This window comes from Streptomyces sp. NPDC093586 (assembly GCF_044764905.1).
Classification (GTDB): Bacteria; Actinomycetota; Actinomycetes; order Streptomycetales; family Streptomycetaceae; genus Streptomyces.
In genome coordinates this window covers 1-18067 of record NZ_JBIWJA010000046.1, presented here as the reverse complement: position 1 = coordinate 18067, position 18067 = coordinate 1, and the positions used below count along the sequence as shown (strand labels likewise).

16 protein-coding genes are annotated in these 18067 nt (G+C 72.3%); 6 read left to right on the top strand and 10 right to left on the bottom strand.

Annotated features, from left to right (window positions below; translation table 11 throughout):
* Positions 1 to 177 precede the first annotated feature (177 nt).
* Positions 178 to 510 carry a hypothetical protein gene (locus tag ACIRFH_RS31825; RefSeq protein ID WP_403528597.1) on the top strand — a complete coding sequence of 111 codons (333 nt, stop codon included), beginning with the start codon at positions 178 to 180 and terminating at the stop codon, positions 508 to 510.
* A gap of 327 nt (positions 511 to 837) precedes the next feature.
* On the top strand, positions 838 to 2910 hold the full coding sequence (locus ACIRFH_RS31820; protein ID WP_403528485.1) for a bifunctional serine/threonine-protein kinase/glutamate ABC transporter substrate-binding protein: 2073 nt from the start codon (positions 838 to 840) through the stop codon (positions 2908 to 2910).
* A gap of 159 nt (positions 2911 to 3069) precedes the next feature.
* Here the strand turns inward: ACIRFH_RS31820 and ACIRFH_RS31815 are convergent, their stop codons facing one another.
* Genes ACIRFH_RS31815 through deoC form a run of 3 tightly spaced genes read right to left on the bottom strand, consistent with a single transcriptional unit; the run spans position 3070 to position 6396 of the window.
* On the bottom strand, positions 3070 to 3963 hold the full coding sequence (locus tag ACIRFH_RS31815) for an aldehyde dehydrogenase family protein (RefSeq protein ID WP_403528482.1): 894 nt from the start codon (positions 3961 to 3963) through the stop codon (positions 3070 to 3072).
* Positions 3956 to 5401, bottom strand: a complete 1446-nt coding sequence (locus tag ACIRFH_RS31810) for an aldehyde dehydrogenase family protein (protein ID WP_403528479.1) — start codon at positions 5399 to 5401, stop codon at positions 3956 to 3958. Before ACIRFH_RS31810 ends, ACIRFH_RS31815 begins: the two co-directional genes overlap by 8 nt.
* Positions 5402 to 5412: 11 nt before the next feature.
* Complete coding sequence (gene deoC / locus ACIRFH_RS31805; RefSeq protein ID WP_403528476.1) at positions 5413 to 6396, bottom strand: deoxyribose-phosphate aldolase; 984 nt, start codon at positions 6394 to 6396, stop codon at positions 5413 to 5415.
* Between the two features lie 113 nt (positions 6397 to 6509).
* On the opposite strand from deoC, the gene ACIRFH_RS31800 reads away from it, so the two are divergent.
* Positions 6510 to 7217, top strand: a complete 708-nt coding sequence (locus ACIRFH_RS31800) for a PH domain-containing protein (protein WP_403528473.1) — start codon at positions 6510 to 6512, stop codon at positions 7215 to 7217.
* A 50-nt stretch (positions 7218 to 7267) separates the two neighbouring features.
* On the opposite strand, the gene ACIRFH_RS31795 is transcribed toward ACIRFH_RS31800, so the two are convergent.
* The 4 genes from ACIRFH_RS31795 to ACIRFH_RS31780 all read right to left on the bottom strand — a co-directional run bounded on the left by ACIRFH_RS31795 (position 7268) and on the right by ACIRFH_RS31780 (position 11451).
* Positions 7268 to 7765 (bottom strand): hypothetical protein, encoded by a 498-nt coding sequence (locus ACIRFH_RS31795; protein ID WP_403528470.1) that lies wholly within the window; start codon positions 7763 to 7765, stop codon positions 7268 to 7270.
* A 234-nt stretch (positions 7766 to 7999) separates the two neighbouring features.
* The gene (locus tag ACIRFH_RS31790) at positions 8000 to 9646 is read right to left on the bottom strand and encodes a phospho-sugar mutase (protein WP_403528467.1); all 1647 of its coding nucleotides are present in this window, start codon (positions 9644 to 9646) and stop codon (positions 8000 to 8002) included.
* 436 nt (positions 9647 to 10082) lie between these two features.
* Positions 10083 to 10919, bottom strand: a complete 837-nt coding sequence (locus tag ACIRFH_RS31785; protein ID WP_403528464.1) for a purine-nucleoside phosphorylase — start codon at positions 10917 to 10919, stop codon at positions 10083 to 10085.
* A gap of 94 nt (positions 10920 to 11013) precedes the next feature.
* A complete protein-coding gene (locus tag ACIRFH_RS31780; protein WP_403528461.1) occupies positions 11014 to 11451 on the bottom strand; it encodes a gamma-glutamylcyclotransferase in 438 nt (145 codons plus the stop codon).
* An 84-nt stretch (positions 11452 to 11535) separates the two neighbouring features.
* Between ACIRFH_RS31780 and ACIRFH_RS31775 the strand changes: the two genes are divergently transcribed.
* Together ACIRFH_RS31775 and ACIRFH_RS31770 are read left to right on the top strand one after the other, a co-directional pair.
* Complete coding sequence (locus tag ACIRFH_RS31775) at positions 11536 to 12984, top strand: NAD(P)H-quinone dehydrogenase (protein WP_403528458.1); 1449 nt, start codon at positions 11536 to 11538, stop codon at positions 12982 to 12984.
* 169 nt (positions 12985 to 13153) lie between these two features.
* Positions 13154 to 14140 (top strand): DeoR/GlpR family DNA-binding transcription regulator, encoded by a 987-nt coding sequence (locus ACIRFH_RS31770; protein WP_403528455.1) that lies wholly within the window; start codon positions 13154 to 13156, stop codon positions 14138 to 14140.
* Positions 14141 to 14242: 102 nt separating this feature from the next.
* On the opposite strand, the gene ACIRFH_RS31765 is transcribed toward ACIRFH_RS31770, so the two are convergent.
* Entirely contained in the window at positions 14243 to 16015 is a 1773-nt protein-coding gene (locus tag ACIRFH_RS31765) for an acetyl/propionyl/methylcrotonyl-CoA carboxylase subunit alpha (protein WP_403528452.1), read from the bottom strand.
* 373 nt (positions 16016 to 16388) lie between these two features.
* Between ACIRFH_RS31765 and ACIRFH_RS31760 the strand changes: the two genes are divergently transcribed.
* Entirely contained in the window at positions 16389 to 16868 is a 480-nt protein-coding gene (locus ACIRFH_RS31760) for a hypothetical protein (protein ID WP_403528449.1), read from the top strand.
* Here ACIRFH_RS31760 and ACIRFH_RS31755 read toward each other — a convergent pair.
* Positions 16837 to 17460, bottom strand: a complete 624-nt coding sequence (locus tag ACIRFH_RS31755; protein WP_403528446.1) for a Maf family protein — start codon at positions 17458 to 17460, stop codon at positions 16837 to 16839. The genes ACIRFH_RS31760 and ACIRFH_RS31755 overlap by 32 nt on opposite strands.
* A gap of 31 nt (positions 17461 to 17491) precedes the next feature.
* Positions 17492 to 17620: a morphogenic membrane protein MmpB gene (mmpB, locus tag ACIRFH_RS31750; RefSeq protein WP_403528443.1), complete on the bottom strand. Its 129-nt coding sequence runs from the start codon at positions 17618 to 17620 to the stop codon at positions 17492 to 17494.
* Positions 17621 to 18067: the final 447 nt, after the last annotated feature.

The following is an 18067-nucleotide window of genomic DNA, read 5'->3' as shown; positions in this document are numbered from 1 at the left end:
GGCATCGGCCGGTCACCGTACGAGCCCGCGGACCGGCTTTGCAGCGCGCGTCACACTCCGGCCACGCCACGCGGTGACACGGTCGCCCTCCGTGGTGCCGACGCGGTGGTCCGGTGCACGGCGTGCCCTGTTGTCAGGGCGGTCCGCGGCGATCCGCACCAAGAGGCGGCAGCGGCGATGGCCCGACACGCGTCGCTGGGCGGCACCGACCCGCCGGACGACGGCGTCGGCACCGAGGTCGCCGACTTCCAGCCGCTGACCTCGACGGCCCTGACGGGGGCGGTCGCCCAGGCTCGGTCGCCGGGCGCCGTGCCGGTGGTGGGGCGGGCGACGGAGCTGCTGCACTGGCGCAGTCCGCGCACCTCGGGCCGCGATTCCTTCGGGAGCGAGGCCGCGGCCCTTCTGCCGACGCGGGTGGTTCGGGCCGTCCGGACGAGGTGGGTGACCCGGACGAGGTGGGTGACGACGATACGGATCGCGTCGCCCCCGAGGACGTACAGAACCCGGTAGTCGCCGACGTGGAGGCGCCGCACGTCGGGTGATCCGTACGGGACGGAAACCCCGTGGGCACGGCTGCGTGCTCAGCGCGTCTTCGAGATCCTCTGCCACCCGGGGCGACACGGGCAGGGCGGCGACGTGCCCGTGAGTTCGGTGAGTGCGATGGTCTCGCGGCCGTGCGCGGCACGGCGCACGAGGTTGCCGGGCCGGGAGCGGGCGGCGCAACCGGGAGCGGCGTGTCACGCTGGTTCGCCGTGTCTGTTCGTCGCGCGGATTCCGCAGGGCGGCCGTCTAACCTGTGGGGATCCACGTTTCGCGCAAGAGGCGCAAGGGGGCCGGGTGCACAACGACGACGGATTCGACAAGGCTGACGGCGGCACTGACGGACCCCCCGAGGATCGACGGCCGGTTGACCACCCCGGGATGCCCGGCTCGGGCGCGGCGCGGGAGCGGACGGGGGTCCCCTCCCACGGTGGTCCTTCCGTCCCCCACATCGTGATCGAGGGCCGCTACGAGCTGCTGGAGCCCATCGGCAGCGGCGGGATGGGCGAGGTCTGGAAGGCCCACGACAGGCGGCTGCGCCGGTTCGTCGCCGTGAAGGGGCTCCTCGACCGCAGGGCCATGACCCCGGACACGCAGAAGGCGGCGTTGCAGCGGGCCCGTCGCGAGGCGGAGGCCCTCGCCAAGATCGAGCACCAGAACGTGGTGACGGTCCACGACCAGATCGAGACCGCCGACCAGGTCTGGATCGTGATGAAGCTGCTGGAAGGGCGTTCGCTGGCCGACTTGTTGGGCCGTGACGGGGCCCTCGGCGTGCCCAGGGCCGCGGACATCGGTCTCCAGATGGCCCAGGGCCTGCGGGCGGTCCACGAGGCGTCGGTCCTGCATCGCGACGTCAAGCCGGGCAACGTACTGGTGCGGGACGGCGGCCAGGTGGTCCTGGTGGATTTCGGCATCGCCACCTTCGAGGGCGCGGACCGGGTCACCCGGCACGGCGGAATCATCGGCACACCCCCCTACCTGGCGCCCGAACTCTTCGCCCCCGCCACCCCCGGCCCCACGCGCGCCTCCGACCTGTGGGCGCTGGGAGTCACCCTGTACGAGATGGTCGAAGGACGCCTGCCCTTCGGTGGCAACGAGGTCTGGGAGGTGCAGGCGAACATCCGGCAGTCGCCCGACCCCGTCCTCCGGTACGCAGGCCCCCTCGGCCCCGTCATCCGGGGTTTGTTGGCCACGGACCCGGACAGTCGCCTGGACGCGGCTTCGGCGGAGGAGATGCTCCGGGAAGTCCTCGCGGACCCGGGCGCACCGGCCCCGGCCCGGGCCGCCGCACTCGCACCCCCGCCCACGGCCCGACCCACGCCGCCCGCCTCAGGACCCGCGCCGGCGGTGGCCGTAGCGGCACCCGCCGCGTCCTCCTCCGAAGCCGTCCCTTCCGAGTCGTCGCGGGCGGCGTCCCGCGGCGGCCGCGGCCGGTTCCGGGGCTGGAAGGCCGCGGCGGCCGCGGCGTGTGTCGTTCTGCTGGCGGGAGGAGGCTGGGTCCTCTCGCAGGGTGACTCCGGAGGCAAGCAGGACGACGCCTCCGGGCAACGGGGCGAGGGATCCGCCGGGGGCGACACGGAGAAGGCGTGGGAGCAGTGGAAGAACGCCAGGAAAAGGCTGACGATCGGTGCCAAGGAAGATCAGCCCGGACTGAGCTTCTACAACAAGGACACCGGCGTGTGGAGCGGATTCGATATCGACATCGCCTACTCCCTCGCCCGTAAATTGGGCTACGAAAGGGGGCAGGTGGATTTCTACGGGGTGACCACGGCCAACCGGGCGAGCAAGCTGAAGAACGGGGAAGTGGACCTGGTCGTCGCCTCGTACAGCATGACACCCGCCCGCGAGAAGCGGGACGGCATCAATTTCGTCGGCCCCTACTACAATGCGGGCAGCAGCCTCCTCGTTCGCAAGAACTCCGCGAAATACGACCTCAACGAAGCCGTCGACGTGAAGAAGAACCATGTCGAGGTGTGCACGGCGCGGGACTCCACGTACGCGGACAATTTGAAAAAGGACGGCTACACCACGGGGAAGTGGCAGCCCGACACCTACAAGGAGTGCGTGGAAAGGCTGCTGGACAAGCGCTCGAGCGTGTACGCGGTGGCCTCGGACGACGTTCTTCTCGCCGGGTACGCCCAGAATGATCCGGCGAATTTGAAATTGCTGCCCAGCGGCGCCGGAACGGAACCCTACGGGGTGGCGATGCGGAAGGACGACCCTCTCCTGAAGAGCAAGGTGTGCTCGGGGCTCCAGGAGATCCTGGCCGGAGAGGAGTGGTCGGAAATGTATATGAAGGACCTGTCCCCACTGACGGGACGGAAGACTGCGCCGGGCAGGCCGGAGCTGAGGCCGTGCTCGGACGAGTGAGGCGAATGGTCGAAGTGGCTGCCGGCCGGGGGCGCGTGGCACGGGGGTGCGACCCGGGCCGCGTCGTGGCAGCGGCCGGCAGCACCTCGTGGAGAAGGCCGCGGCTCCTCCGGACGGAGAGGAACCGCGGCCGTCGGCGTCGGGTGACGGTGGGGTCGGTCAGTACGACGAACCCGACGCGCCCAGCGCGCCCGTCGGGTGCCAGACCGTCTTCGTCTCCAGGAACGCCGTCATGCGCTCGGTGCCCGGGGTCGCCGACCAGTCGGCGTTGTCCACAGGCTGTGGGCGCAGAACGCGCTTGAGGTTGTCCGCCGCCGCGACCTCCAGCTCCTTCGCCAGCGCCTCGTCGGCGCCCGCGAGGTCGATCGCGTTGACGTCCTGGTGGGCGGCCAGGGGCGCGGCGATCTCCGCCGTACGGCCGGAGAGGATGTTGACCACGCCGCCGGGGAGGTCGGAGGTGGCCAGGACCTCGCCGAGGGAGAGGGCCGGCAGCGGGGACTTCTCGCTCGCGATCACGACCGCCGTGTTGCCGGTGGCGATGACCGGGGCGACGACCGAGACCAGGCCCAGGAAGGACGACTCCTGCGGGGCCAGGACGGCGACCACGCCGGTCGGCTCCGGGGAGGAGAGGTTGAAGAACGGGCCCGCGACCGGGTTGCCGCCGCCGACCACCTGGGCGATCTTGTCGGTCCAGCCCGCGTACCAGACCCAGCGGTCGATCGCGGCGTCCACCTGTGCCGCCGCCTTCGACTTCGACAGGCCCTCCGCTTCGGCGACCTCCGCGACGTACTGGTCCCGGCGGCCCTCCAGCATCTCGGCGATGCGGTAGAGGATCTGGCCGCGGTTGTACGCCGTCGCGCCGGACCAGCCGCCGAACGCCTTGCGCGCGGCGACCACCGCGTCACGGGCGTCCTTGCGGGAGGAGAGTGGGGCGTTCGCCAGCCAGTTGTTCTTCGAGTCCGTCACCTCGTACACCCGGCCGCTCTCGGAACGCGGGAACTTCCCGCCGACGTACAGCTTGTAGGTCTTCAGCACGCTGAGTCGCTCAGACATCGAGGTACGCCTCCAGGCCGTGGCGGCCGCCCTCGCGGCCGAAGCCCGACTCCTTGTAGCCGCCGAACGGCGAGGTCGGGTCGAACTTGTTGAATGTGTTGGACCAGACGACGCCCGCGCGGAGCTTGTTCGCGACCGCCAGGATGCGCGAGCCCTTCTCCGTCCAGATGCCCGCCGACAGGCCGTACGGGGTGTTGTTGGCCTTGGCGACCGCCTCGTCCGGCGTGCGGAAGGTCAGCACGGACAGGACCGGGCCGAAGATCTCGTCGCGGGCGATGGTGTGCGCCTGGGTGACGTTCGTGAAGAGCGTCGGGGCGAACCAGTAGCCGGAGGAGGGAAGTTCGCAGGCCGGGGACCAGCGCTCGGCGCCCTCCGCCTCGCCCTGGTCGGCGAGGGCGGTGATCCGGGCCAGCTGTTCGGCGGAGTTGATCGCGCCGATGTCGGTGTTCTTGTCCAGCGGGTCGCCCAGGCGCAGCGTGGACAGGCGGCGCTTGAGGGAGTCCAGGAGTTCGTCGTGGATCGACTCCTGGACCAGGAGACGGCTGCCCGCGCAGCAGACCTGGCCCTGGTTGAAGAAGATGCCGTTGACGATGCCCTCCACGGCCTGGTCGATCGGGGCGTCGTCGAAGACGATGTTGGCGCCCTTGCCGCCCAGCTCCAGGGTGAGCTTCTTGCGGGTGCCCGCCACCGTGCGCGCGATCTCCTTGCCGACGGCCGTGGAGCCGGTGAAGGCGACCTTGTCCACGTCGGGGTGGGCGATCAGCGCGGCGCCGGCGCGGCCGTCGCCGGTGACGATGTTGACGACGCCCCTGGGCAGGCCCGCCTGGCGGCAGACGTCCGCGAAGAACAGGGCGGAGAGGGGGGTCGTCTCGGCGGGCTTCAGGACCACCGTGTTGCCGGTCGCCAGCGCCGGGGCGATCTTCCACGCCAGCATCAGGAGCGGGAAGTTCCACGGGATGACCTGGCCCGCGACGCCGAGCGGGCGGGGGGTCGCGCCGAAGCCGGCGTGCTCCAGCTTGTCGGCCCAGCCCGCGTAGTAGAAGAAGTGCGCGGCGACCAGGGGGAGGTCCGAGTCGCGGGTCTCCCTGATCGGCTTGCCGTTGTCCAGGGTCTCCAGCACGGCCAGCTCGCGGCTGCGCTCCTGGACGATCCGGGCGATGCGGAACAGGTACTTCGCGCGCTCGGAACCCGGGAGCGCCGACCACTTCTCGAACGCCTTGCGGGCGGCCCTCACCGCGCGGTCGACGTCCGCCTCACCGGCCTCGGCGACCTCGGAGAGGACCTCCTCGGTGGCGGGGGACACGGTCTTGAAGACCTTGCCGTCGGCCGCCTCGGTGAACTCGCCGTCGATGAACAGGCCGTACGACGGGGCGATGTCGACGACCGAGCGGGACTCGGGCGCCGGCGCGTACTCGAACGCGGATGTCTGCTTTTCCATGGCCATGGTGATCAGTCCACCGTCACGTAGTCGGGGCCGGAGTAGCGGCCGGTGGCCAGCTTCTGGCGCTGCATCAGCAGGTCGTTCAGGAGCGAGGAGGCGCCGAAGCGGAACCAGTGGTTGTCCAGCCAGTCCTCGCCCGCGGTCTCGTTGACCAGGACCAGGAACTTGATCGCGTCCTTCGCGGTGCGGATGCCGCCGGCCGGCTTCACGCCGACCTGGACGCCCGTCTGCGCGCGGAAGTCGCGGACCGCCTCCAGCATCAGGAGGGTGTTGGACGGGGTCGCGTTGACGGCGACCTTGCCGGTGGACGTCTTGATGAAGTCGGCGCCCGCCAGCATGCCGAGCCAGCTCGCGCGGCGGATGTTGTCGTACGTCGACAGCTCGCCGGTCTCGAAGATGACCTTCAGGCGGGCGGACGTCCCGCACGCCTCCTTCACGGCGACGATCTCGTCGTACACCTTCAGGTACTTCCCCGCGAGGAAGGCCCCGCGGTCGATGACCATGTCGACCTCGTCGGCGCCCGCCGCGACGGCCTCGCGCACGTCGGCCAGCTTGACGGCCAGCGAGGCGCGGCCCGCCGGGAACGCCGTGGCGACCGAGGCGACCTTGACGTCCGAGCCGGCGACGGCCTCCTTGGCGACGGCCACCATGTCGGGATAGACGCAGACGGCCGCCGTGGCGGGGCTCGTCCGGTCCGTCGGATCGGGGCGGATCGCCTTGGCGCCGAGCGCCCGGACCTTGCCCGGGGTGTCCGCGCCTTCCAGCGTCGTCAGGTCGACCATGGAGATGGCCAGGTCGAGCGCGTACGCCTTCGCGGTGGTCTTGATGGAACGGGTGCCGAGCGAGGCGGCGCGCGCCTCCAGGCCGACCGCGTCGACGCCGGGCAGCCCGTGGAGGAAGCGGCGCAGCGTGCTGTCGGACGCGGTGACGTCCGTGAGTCCGTGGGGGGACGCAGCGGATGCAACGGGTGCAGCGGATGCAGTGGTGGGCATGGTCACCAGCCGAGCATATCTACGCGCGTAGCGGCTGTACAGTCCCCGGCACCTGCCCCACCGGCCGGTACCGCGGCCGAAGGGCGTCCGGCCCGTCGGGCACAATCGGCAGCATGACGACCCCGGACTCCCAGTCATCCTCGTCCCAGTCCTCGGTACCCGTGCCCAAGGACCGGGTCTACCGCTCGCCCGCGGGCATCCTCGGCGGCGTCCTGCTGCTCGCCCTCGTCGCCTGGCTCGGCATCGACGCGGTGGTCACGGGCGAGGGGAGCACCCCGTGGAAGGCGCTCGCCGCGATGCTGCTCATCGTGCCGCTCGTCGCCGCCTACACGGTGCGGCCCGCCGTCTTCGCGAGCGAGGAACGGCTGCGCGTCCGCAACCCCCTCCGCGTCGTCGTGCTGCCCTGGGACCAGGTCGCCTCGCTGCGGTCCGGTTACTCCAACGAGGTCTACGACCGGTCCGGCACCAAGTACCAGCTGTGGGCCGTCCCCGTCTCGCTGCGTGCCCGCAAGAAGGCGGCACAGCGGGAGAACCGGCGCCTCGCCGGGGACACCCGCGGACGCGGTGGCTTCGGCGGTCTCGGCGGCCTGACCGGCGGCGGCCGGGACGCCGGGCCCGGGGCTGTCGCCGACGGGCCGGTGCGGGCCGAGGGCGACCGGATCATGGACGAGCTGCGGGAACTGTGCGAGGCGCGCGAGCTGCGGGCCCCTGAGCAGGCCGGCACCGCGCCGGGCGAGGTCACCGTCCGCTGGGCCTACGAGATCGTCGCGCCGGCGGCGGCGGGCGTCGTACTGCTGGCGGTACTGCTGGGTCTGGGGTGACGGTGCTTCCGGCCTTCGGGTGACCCGGTCGGCCGCCCCGAGCCGTCCCGCTACGGCGCGGCCGGCCGGACCAGGAGCAGCCGTACTGCTGGCGGTACTGCTGGGTCTGGGGTGACGGTGCTTTCGGCCTTCGGGTGACCCGGTCGGCCGCCCCGAGCCGTCCCGCTACGGCGCGGCCGGCCGGACCAGGAGCAGCGGGAAGCCCGGCAGCAGGAAGCGAGCCCTGGGAAGCAGACCCCGCGCTGCCCAGGACGATCACCAGCAGGACGCCGGTGAAGACCAGCAGCGGCAGCGGCTTGGCGGTCCCGCGCCGACAGACCGAACAGCACCACCGACACCACCGCCGCGATCAGCGTGAGGGGCACCCACACCAGGAACGGCCGCGGCATCGGGTCGCGCCACAGCAGCCGGCGCACCTGGTGCAGCGTCCACAGGCCGCCGTCCAGCTCGTTGTGCCACAGCCGCTGCACCGCGAAGCAGCCGTCCCGGCGGCCCGGCCGCAGGCCCACCCAGCCGATGTACGCGCACCAGCCGAGCGGTGCCGGCACCGCGGAGGCGGAGGGCGCGGTGGCGGAGGGCGCGGTGGCGGACGAGGTGCACCAGCGCCGTCACGGTGGCCGCCGCTGGGTGGGGGTGCCGCCGGGTGGGAGTGCCGTTCTGCGCGGGCGGGCCTGGGGCGCCCCTGGGAGCGCGCCGGGTGGTGCCCCCAGGGGTGCGCCTGGGGGTGCGTCGGACAAAGGCCGCGGGTGGTGCCCCGGGTGAGGCCGGGGCACCAGGGCGTGTCAGATGCCCGCCGCCGAGGAGAGGTCCCGCTTCAGTGCCGTCAGCAGCTCCGTCGCCTTCGCGCGGGCCTCGGGGAGACCGGCGTGCCCGGCGACCGGGACGACCACCTCCAGGTAGCACTTCAGCTTGGGCTCCGTGCCGCTCGGGCGGACGATCACCCGGGCGCCGTCGAGCGTGTAGCGCAGGCCGTCCGTGGGCGGCAGCGTGTCCGTGCCCCGCGTGAGGTCCTCGGCCCGCGTGACCGTCAGACCGGCGAGGCGGGCGGGGGGCTGCTCGCGCAGGCGGTGCATCGCGGCGGCGATCAGGGAGAGGTCCTCGACGCGGACCGAGAGCTGGTCGGTGGCGTGCAGGCCGTGCTCCACGGCGAGGTCGTCGAGGAGGTCGAGGAGGGTACGACCCTCCGCCTTGAGGGCCGAGGCGAGCTCCGTGATCAGCAGCGCCGCGGTGATGCCGTCCTTGTCGCGGACGCCCTCCGGGTCGACGCAGTAGCCGAGGGCCTCCTCGTAGCCGTAGCGCAGACCCTCCACGCGGGCGATCCACTTGAAGCCCGTGAGGGTCTCCTCGTACGGCAGGCCCGCCTTCCCGGCGATACGGCCGAGGAGGGAGGACGAGACGATCGACTCGGCGAACGTGCCGTGCGCTCCGCGGGCGACCAGGTGGGCGGCGAGGAGGGCGCCGACCTCGTCGCCGCGGAGCATGCGCCAGTCGGCGCCGTCGTGGACCGCGACGGCGCAGCGGTCGGCGTCCGGGTCGTTGGCGACGACCAGGTCCGGGCCGGTCTCGCGGGCCTTCGCGAAGGCCAGGTCCATCGCGCCGGGCTCTTCCGGGTTGGGGAAGGCGACGGTGGGGAAGTCCGGGTCGAGGTCGGCCTGCTCGGCGACGAGGACCGGCTCCGGGAAACCGGCGCGGGCGAAGGCGGCGAGGAGGGTGTCCTTGCCGACGCCGTGCATCGCCGTGTAGACGGTGCGGGCGGTGCGGGGGGAGCCCTCGGCGAGGACCGCGTCCGTGCGGGCGAGGTAGGCGTCCAGGACGGAGTCGTCCAGGGTCTGCCAGCCGGACTCGGGGCGGGGGACGTCGTGGAGGCTGCGTACGGCGGCGATCTCCGCGGCGATCTCCGCGTCGGCGGGGGGCACGATCTGGGAGCCGTCGCCGAGGTAGACCTTGTAGCCGTTGTCGCGGGGCGGGTTGTGGCTGGCGGTGACCTCGACCCCGGCGACCGCGCCGAGGTGCCGGATGGCGAACGCCAGGACGGGGGTGGGGAGGGGGCGGGGGAGGACGGCCGCCCTCAGGCCGGCGCCGGTCATGACGGCGGCGGTGTCGCGGGCGAAGTCCGCGGACTTGTGGCGGGCGTCGTAGCCGATGACGACGAGGCCGGCCGTGTCGTCCCCGTGGGGGGTTCCCTGCTTCTTCAGGTACGCGGCGAGGCCGGCGGCGGCCCGGATGACGACGGAGCGGTTCATGCGCATCGGGCCGGCGCCCAGTTCGCCGCGCAGACCCGCGGTGCCGAACTGGAGGGTGCCGGCGAAGCGCGAGGTCAGCTCGGCGTGGTCCTCGGCGTCGATGAGCTTGGCGAGTTCCGCGCGGGTGTCCGCGTCGGGGTCCTCGGCCAGCCATGCCCTGGCCCGTGCGAGGAGGTCGTCGTGCACGTCGGTCAGCCTCTCGTGTGGTGGGTGGGTCTCGGTCGTATGTCGGCCTGCGGCGCGTGGGCGGGTGTGCCTGCGGCGGCCTGTGCGGGGTGGGTGGGGGTGCCTGCGGCGCCTGTGCGGGTGGGGGGTGCCTGCGGGTGCCTGCGGCGGCCTGTGCGGGTTCGGTGGGGTGCGGGTGGCGCGTTGGGTGGTCTTGTGGGTCGGGGCCGCGCCGGGGGGTGTCCGTCCTCGGAACGGCGCGGAATCGGGTACTGACCGACAGGCGGGGCGCGGACGCGCCAACCGCTGCGGGCGGACACCCCCCGACACGTCCCCTTCCCGCCGTACGCGACTGACCCCCGTCACCCACTCGGCTGCGGGCAGTCGTGCCGCTGGGAGTACCCCCTCCGGGGGGAGGCACCCCGCAGCGCCGGGCCACGTGGCCCACCCCCGCCGGTTACAGACGCCCCAGCACCTGCGCCAGCAGCGCGCCCATCCGCGTCGCGGAGTCGCGGCCCGCCTGCAGGACCTCCTCGTGGTTGAGGGGCTCGCCCGTCATGCCCGCCGCCAGGTTGGTCACCAGCGAGATGCCCAGCACCTCCGCGCCGGCCTCGCGGGCGGCGATCGCCTCCAGGACCGTCGACATGCCCACCAGGTCGGCCCCGATGATGCGTGCCATGCGGACCTCCGCCGGCGTCTCGTAGTGCGGGCCGGGGAACTGGGCGTAGACGCCCTCCTCCAGCGTGGGGTCGACCTCCTTGCACAGGGCGCGCAGGCGGGGGGAGTAGAGGTCGGTGAGGTCGACGAAGTTCGCGCCGACGATCGGGGAGGTGGCGGTGAGGTTGATGTGGTCGCTGATCAGGACCGGCTGGCCGGGGCGCATGCCCTCGCGCAGGCCGCCGCAGCCGTTGGTCAGGATGATCGTCTTGGCGCCGGCGGCGACGGCCGTGCGGACGCCGTGGGAGACGGCGGCCACGCCGTGGCCCTCGTAGTAGTGGGTGCGGCCCAGGAAGACCAGCGCGCGCTTGTCGCCGATGGAGTACGAGCGGATCCTGCCGCCGTGACCCTCCACTGCGGGCTTGGGGAAGCCCGGCAGGTCGGTGACCTGGAGATCGGCCGCGGGGTCGCCCAGGGCGTCCACGGCCGGTGCCCAGCCGGAGCCCATCACGAGGGCCACGTCGTGGGTCTCGGCGCCGGTGAGTTCGCGCAGGCGGGCCGCGGCGGCGTCGGCGGCGGCCCTCGGGTCAACTGGGGTGGCGCCCTGGATGTCGTCCGGAAGGAGAGATGCGTTCACGCCGACGAGGGTATCCGGTTTACGCCTACGCGCGTAGATGACGGAGCTCACGGGATCGTGATTGTTGCTTTGTCGTTTCCGACGAGGGTGCCGCTCAGCAGGGGCGCTTGCGGAGCTCCATGACGTAGTCGTGGGGCGCGCCCGCCGATTCCGCCGCGTCGGCCACCTCGCCCAGGTAACGGGCGGAGGGCAGACCGCCCTCGTAGGCGTTCAGGACGTACGTCCAGGCGCCCTCCTCGCCGTCCAGGGTGTGGACGCGCACGCGCATGCGGCGGTATATGTCCAGGCCCACGCCCTCCCAGCGGTCGAGTGACTCCTCGTCCATCGGGGCGATGTCGTACAGGGCCACGAAGACCTGGGAGATCGGGTCCTCCACCAGGGTCGCGAGCGCGCCCTCCCAGCCCATGTGCTCGCCCCCGAAGGTCAGCCGCCACCCGTTCAGCCAGCCGGTGGCGCGCAGCGGCGAGTGCGGGGCGCGGCGGGTCATCAACCGCGCGTCGAGGTTGCCGGCGTACGCGGCGTAGAGCGACATGGGGAGAGCGTACGGCAGGCACCCCGGCGTCGCTCTCGTCACAGACGTGCCCCGGGGCGGCCCCGCGCCGAGCGGTGCGGGAGAATGGAGTACGTGACTCGGATCGTGATCATCGGTGGCGGACCCGGCGGATACGAAGCGGCCCTGGTGGCCGCGCAGCTCGGCGCGGAGGTGACCGTCGTCGACTGCGACGGCCTGGGCGGGGCGTCGGTGCTGACCGACTGCGTGCCGTCCAAGACTCTGATCGCCACGGCCGAGGTGATGACCACCTTCGACTCCTCGTACGAGGAGCTGGGGATCATCGTCGCCGACGACACCCCGCCCATGGAGCAGGCCGCCCGGGTGGTCGGCGTGGACCTGGGCAAGGTCAACCGGCGTGTGAAGCGGCTCGCGCTGGCGCAGTCCCACGACATCACCGCCTCCGTGACCCGTGCCGGTGCGCGGGTCGTGCGCGGGCGCGGGCGGCTGGAGGGCATGCAGGCCCTCGACGGGTCGCGGAAGGTCGTGGTGCGGGCCGCCGACGGGAGCGAGGAGACGCTGACCGCGGACGCGGTGCTGATCGCGACCGGCGGCCATCCGCGCGAGCTGCCCGACGCGCGGCCCGACGGCGAGCGGATCCTGAACTGGACCCAGGTCTACGACCTGGAGGAACTGCCGGAGGAACTCATCGTCGTCGGGTCCGGTGTGACCGGCGCCGAGTTCGCCGGTGCCTACCAGGCGCTGGGGTCCAAGGTGACGCTCGTGTCGTCGCGCGACCGCGTGCTGCCCGGCGAGGACCCCGATGCCGCCGCCGTCCTGGAGGACGTGTTCCGGCGGCGCGGGATGAACGTCATGGCGCGCTCGCGGGCCCAGTCCGCCAAGCGCGTCGGGGACCGGGTGGAGGTCACGCTCGCCGACGGGCGTGTCATCACCGGGTCGCACTGCCTGATGGCCGTCGGCGCCATCCCCAACACCGAGGGCATGGGCCTGGAGGAGGCCGGGGTCAAGCTCAAGGACTCCGGGCACATCCGCACCGACCGGGTGTCGAGGACCTCGGCTCCCGGCGTGTACGCCGCCGGTGACGTCACCGGTGTCTTCGCGCTGGCCTCGGTGGCGGCGATGCAGGGACGCATCGCCATGTACCACTTCCTCGGCGACGCGGTCACCCCGCTGAACCTCAAGACCGTCTCCGCCAACGTCTTCACCGACCCCGAGATCGCCACGGTCGGGTACTCGCAGGCCGACGTCGACTCCGGCAGGATCGACGCCCGCGTGGTGAAGCTGCCGCTGCTGCGCAACCCGCGCGCCAAGATGCAGGGCATCCGGGACGGCTTCGTCAAGATCTTCTGCCGGCCCGGCACCGAGATCGTGGTCGGCGGTGTGGTGGTGGCGCCGCGCGCCTCCGAGCTCATCCACCCCATCTCGATCGCGGTCGACAACAACCTGACGGTCGAACAGATCGCGAACGCCTTCACCGTGTATCCCTCCCTTTCGGGATCGATCGCCGAGGTGGCCCGGCAGCTGCACACCCGGAAGGCCAACGGGGAGGGCTGACCCGGCCGGAAACGACTCCCCGCCGGTCACGGGGAGTTGCGGGGCTTGCGGGTGGCATAGGCGTCCGGAGTGGGCGCGTATACCACTTCCGTCCCTGACGTGCGAACAACTTCTGTTATTCAGCGCATACTGCTGAAAGCAGACGGTCGTTGGGGTTACTGTCAGTTTCGTGTTCGCTGCAGAACGTCGCCAATTGATCCTCGAAATGGTGCGAGCGAACGGGGCCGTGTCGCTCCGTGAGCTCGCCCGCGTCGTCCAGACCTCCGAAGTGACCGTACGGCGGGACGTGCGCGCACTGGAGGCAGAAGGACTCCTCGACCGCCGGCACGGCGGTGCGGTACTGCCGGGCGGATTCACGCGAGAATCCGGCTTTCCGCAGAAGTCCCATCTCGCGACCGCCGAGAAGACGGCCATCGCCGACCTCGCCGCGGGTTTCGTCGAAGAGGGCGAGGCCATCGTGGTGGGGGCGGGGACCACCACCCAGGAGCTGGCGCGCCGGCTCGCGCGGGTGCCCGGGCTGACCGTCGTCACCAACTCGCTGCTGGTGGCCCAGGCCCTCGCCCACGCCAACCGCGTCGAGGTCGTCATGACCGGCGGCACGCTGCGGGGGTCCAACTACGCCCTGGTCGGCAGCGGCGCCGAGCAGTCCCTCCAGGGGCTGCGGGTGTCCAAGGCCTTCCTGTCCGGAAGCGGTCTGACGGCGGAGCGGGGCCTGTCGACGTCCAACATGCTGTCGGCGTCCGTCGACCGCGCGCTGGTGCAGGCCGCCGCCGAGGTCGTCGTCCTCGCCGACCACGCCAAGCTGGGCACGGACACCATGTTCCAGACCGTGCCGACGGACCTCATCACCCGCCTGGTGACGGACGAGCCGCCCGGCCACGACGACCGCGCGGCCACCGAGCTGCAGGCCCTGGCCGACCAGGGCGTGCAGATCGCCGTGGCCGGGGCGTCGGGGGGTGCGACCGGCGCGGGAAACCCTCCGGCCGCCGGGGCTGACACCGCCCCGGCACGTCAGCAGCGCCGGGACGTGCCGCTGCCCGGGCCGCGCCGTCAGGTGCCCGGCGCGGGGGCGGCGCTGCGGACGGCCACGGCACTCGGCGGTGAGCAGAGCGCCGGGACCGAACGGGCCCGGGTCGCGGATCTGCGCCGGCGCTGAGGGCCGCACGGTCCGTCGCGTCCCCCGTGAACGGCGGGGCGCCCGGCGGACCGTGGGAGACGGTCCGCCGGGCGCCCCGGTCGTCCTGCTGTCGTGCGGGCGTCAGTCCTTGATCTCGCAGATCGCGGCACCCGAGGTGACGGACGCGCCGACCTCGGCGCCCAGGCCCTTGACGGTGCCGGACTTGTGGGCGTTGAGAGGCTGTTCCATCTTCATGGCCTCCAGGACGACGATCAGGTCGCCCTCCTGGACCTCCTGGCCCTCCTCCACCGCGACCTTCACGATCGTGCCCTGCATCGGGGAGGCGAGCGTGTCGCCGGAGGCCGCGGGGCCGGACTTCTTCGCCGCGCGGCGCTTCGGCTTGGCGCCGGCCGCCAGACCGGTGCGGGCCAGGGACATGCCCAGCGACGACGGGAGGGAGACCTCCAGGCGCTTGCCGCCGACCTCGACGACAACCGTCTCGCGGCCCGCGTCCTCGTCCGCCTCGGCGTCCGCGGGGGCGGTGAACGGCTTGATCTCGTTGACGAACTCCGTCTCGATCCAGCGGGTGTGGACCGTGAACGGGTCGGTCGAGCCGGTCAGCTCGGGCGCGAACGCCGGGTCACGCACGACCGCGCGGTGGAACGGGATCGCGGTGGCCATGCCCTCCACCTGGAACTCCTCCAGCGCGCGGGCGGCGCGCTGCAGGGCCTCCTTGCGGGTGCGGCCGGTGATGACCAGCTTGGCCAGCAGCGAGTCCCAGGCCGGGCCGATGACGCTGCCCGACTCCACGCCCGCGTCCAGGCGGACACCGGGGCCGGAGGGCGGGGCGAAGGTGGTGACGGCGCCCGGGGCCGGCAGGAAGTTGCGGCCCGGGTCCTCGCCGTTGATGCGGAACTCGAAGGAGTGGCCGCGCAGCTCCGGGTCGCCGTAGCCGAGCTCCTCGCCGTCGGCGATGCGGAACATCTCGCGGACCAGGTCGATGCCGGCGACCTCCTCGGTGACCGGGTGCTCCACCTGGAGGCGCGTGTTGACCTCCAGGAAGGAGATCGTGCCGTCCAGGCCGACGAGGAACTCGACGGTGCCGGCGCCGACGTAGCCGGCCTCCTTCAGGATCGCCTTGGAGGCGGAGTACAGCTGGGCGACCTGCTCCTCGGACAGGAACGGGGCCGGGGCCTCCTCCACCAGCTTCTGGTGGCGGCGCTGGAGCGAGCAGTCGCGGGTGGAGACGACGACCACGTTGCCGTGCTGGTCGGCCAGGCACTGGGTCTCCACGTGGCGGGGCTTGTCGAGGTAGCGCTCGACGAAGCACTCGCCGCGGCCGAACGCGGCCACCGCCTCACGGACGGCGGAGTCGTACAGCTCCGGCACCTCTTCGAGGGTGCGGGCGACCTTCAGGCCGCGTCCGCCGCCGCCGAAGGCCGCCTTGATGGCGATCGGCAGGCCGTGCTCCTTCGCGAAGGCCACGACCTCGTCCGCGCCGGAGACGGGGTCCGGGGTGCCGGCGACCAGCGGGGCACCGGCGCGCTGGGCGATGTGCCGGGCGGCGACCTTGTCGCCCAGGTCGCGGATGGCCTGCGGCGGCGGGCCGATCCAGATCAGGCCCGCGTCCAGGACCGCCTGCGCGAACTCGGCGTTCTCCGAGAGGAAGCCGTAGCCGGGGTGGATGGCGTCCGCGCCCGACTCGCTCGCGGCCTTCAGCACCTTGGCGATGTCCAGGTAGCTGGTGGCGGGGGTGTCACCACCCAGGGCGAACGCCTCATCAGCGGCGCGGACATGCAGAGCGTCCCGGTCCGGGTCCGCGTAGACGGCCACGCTCGCGATCCCGGCGTCCCGGCAGGCCCGGGCCACGCGGACAGCGATTTCGCCACGGTTGGCGATGAGCACCTTGCGCACGATTGAGGCTCCCTCCTTGAAACAAGCCGAGTTTAGGGACTGCCGACACGGCACTTCGACCCGTCCCCAATGGTGAGCTTGCCCACACGGAGCGTGATGCGAGGCGCGCTCGACCCGCGAAATCCCTTGCCGCAACGCGATACGCAGGACTCCTCGGGCAAACCCTAGCCCCCTGATGTGGTCAAGGTCTCTGTGAGAGCGTGCCGCGCGCCACTCCGTTTCTTTGTGGAGTCCCTACGAATGGCCCAATGATTCTTTGCCCGCGGCAGACCCCTTGTCGCGAGGTTTACCCGTTAGTAGCGTTCGGGAGGCCTCGAACGTACTCGGGGTAACGGTTGTCCTGGCGGCAGCGGCCGAAAGTGGGTGGGGACCGGTGGCGGTGCGCAGGCCGGTGGCGTGGATCGTGGCGGTCGTGCTCTTCGCGGAGGCGCTCGGCGTCGCCGCGCTGAACTGGTTCCTGGGGATCGTCGTCGACCGGCAGGACATGTCCCTGGCCGGCCTCGACCCGGACACGATGTCCGTGTCCTCGAAGGTCAGCGGGGTCGTCTTCGGGCTCTACTTCGCGCTGTGCGCCCTGGTCGCCCTGCTCGTGGCGCTGCGCGACCGCCCGCCCGCCGGCCTCGGCCGGGTCCTGCTGATGAGCGCGGCCGTGGTGCAGGGGCTGCTCGGCGCCCTCGCCTGGGGGCTGGCGGGCTGGAGTGCCTTCCTGTTCCTGCTCCTCGTGCTCGGCCTCATCGTGCTGCTGCTGATGACCTACGACGACCGTGAGGAGCCGGCCGCCGGACCGGCCGGGGACGGCGAGGGCGACGGCGGCCCCCCGGTCAGTCCTCCGCCGGCGCCCACAGCTCCGTGATGCCGACCCCGAGCTCGGCCAGCAGGCGCCGGACCAGGGGCAGACTGATGCCGATCACGTTCCCGTGGTCGCCCTCGATGCCGTCGATGAACGGCGCCGAGCGGCCGTCCAGGGTGAAGGCCCCGGCGACGTACAGCGGCTCGCCCGAGGCGACGTAGGCGGCGATCTCCTCGTCGGTCGGCTCGCCGAAGCGGACGACGGTGGAGGCGGTGGCCGAGACGTGGCGGCCGGTGGCGGTGTCCCAGACGCAGTGGCCGGTCTGCAGCGTGCCCGCCCGCCCGCGCATCGCCTTCCAGCGGGCGGTGGCCTCCTCGGCGTCCGCGGGCTTGCCGAGAGCCTGCCCGTCCAGGTCCAGCACCGAGTCGCAGCCGATCACCAGCGCGCCCCGCACCTCGGGCCTGGCGGCCACCACGGACGCCTTGGCCTCGGCGAGGGCGAGGGCCAGCTCGGCGGGGGTCGGGGCGGTCACGGCGTCCTCGTCGACGCCGCTGACGATCACCTCGGGGTCGAGCCCGGCCTGGCGCAGCAGCCCGAGCCGGGCGGGGGACTGGGAGGCGAGGACGAGTCGGCGGCGCGGCTGCTGGTCTGTCATACGGCCAGCGTAACGGCGGAGGCCGGGCGGACTACTTGAGACCGACCACGATCATCGCGAACACCATGGCCAGCGCCAGGAACACGCTCAGCCGCCGCAGCATGGCCTGCATGTCGCGCAGTTCCTCGGGCGGCTCGTTCTCGGGGTCGGACCACAGCATGGCACCAGCGTGCGGCCGGGACGGGGGGCGGCGCTTGAGTACGGGTACTCAAGTCGGGGCGCGAGGTTCCGCATCCGTGCGCCCATGCGGCGGAGCCGCACACCGGCACGGCCTCGCGCCCCTGACCCGGCCGTCGCCAGGGCCTGTCGTTCGGATCATGCCGGCGTCGCGGGGCGTGGCACGCACGTCTGCGGCGTCGACGTCGGTTGTCGCCCCCACGCTCGGCTTCGCTCGCGCGGGGGCCCCATCGCGTCGACGCCCTCCTCCGCCTTGCGGCTGCGCGCGCCACGCCCCGTTCGGGTCGGTAGAAAAGCGCCGTTTCCCTCAGCCGACCTGATCCAGACGAAAGGCCCTAGTGACCTGAGTCGGAGATTCGTCGGCAGTAGGCGGCGACTTTGTCGAGGATCTCGTCGGCGGTCTTCGTCCAGACGAACGGCCTGGGGTGCT